The following is a 526-nucleotide window of genomic DNA, read 5'->3' on the forward strand; positions in this document are numbered from 1 at the left end:
TGGTGCTGGTGTTCTATCTCCCCTACAAGTGGACCAATTTCGCTTCCGCGGCGATCTTCGGCCTGGCCGCGCTCACCGACAGGCTCGACGGCTGGATTGCCCGCCGTTACGACCTGCAGTCCGCGTTCGGCGCCTTCCTCGATCCGGTCGCGGACAAGCTGATGGTGGCCGTGGCACTGTTCCTGATCGTGCAGGGCCATCCCACTGCGTGGATGGCGGTGTGGGCGGCGGTGATCGTCGGCCGCGAGATTGCCGTATCGGCACTGCGCGAATGGATGGCCGAAATCGGCCAGCGTGCGAAGGTGCGCGTGGCGGTGATCGGCAAGGTGAAAACCACCGCGCAGATGATCGCGCTGCTGTGCCTGCTGTACTCGGTGGCGCCGCACACCCCGATGCAGGACATCTGGATGGGTACCCAGGTCTTCCATATCGGTGACTGGACCCTGGCCATCGCCTCGATTCTCACGCTGTGGTCGGGCCTGCAGTACCTGCACGCGGCATGGCCGAGCCTGCGCGAGGACGAGCG

General features: G+C 65.4%; 1 protein-coding gene. It reads left to right on the plus strand.

Annotated elements, in window-relative coordinates; all coding sequences use genetic code 11:
• Positions 1-2: 2 nt before the first annotated feature.
• On the plus strand, positions 3-526 hold a 524-nt coding region (gene pgsA, locus AAE045_RS24275), incomplete at its 3' end, for a CDP-diacylglycerol--glycerol-3-phosphate 3-phosphatidyltransferase (protein ID WP_455549848.1).

The organism is Dryocola clanedunensis (assembly GCF_038405435.1).
GTDB lineage: Bacteria > Pseudomonadota > Gammaproteobacteria > Enterobacterales > Enterobacteriaceae > Dryocola > Dryocola clanedunensis_A.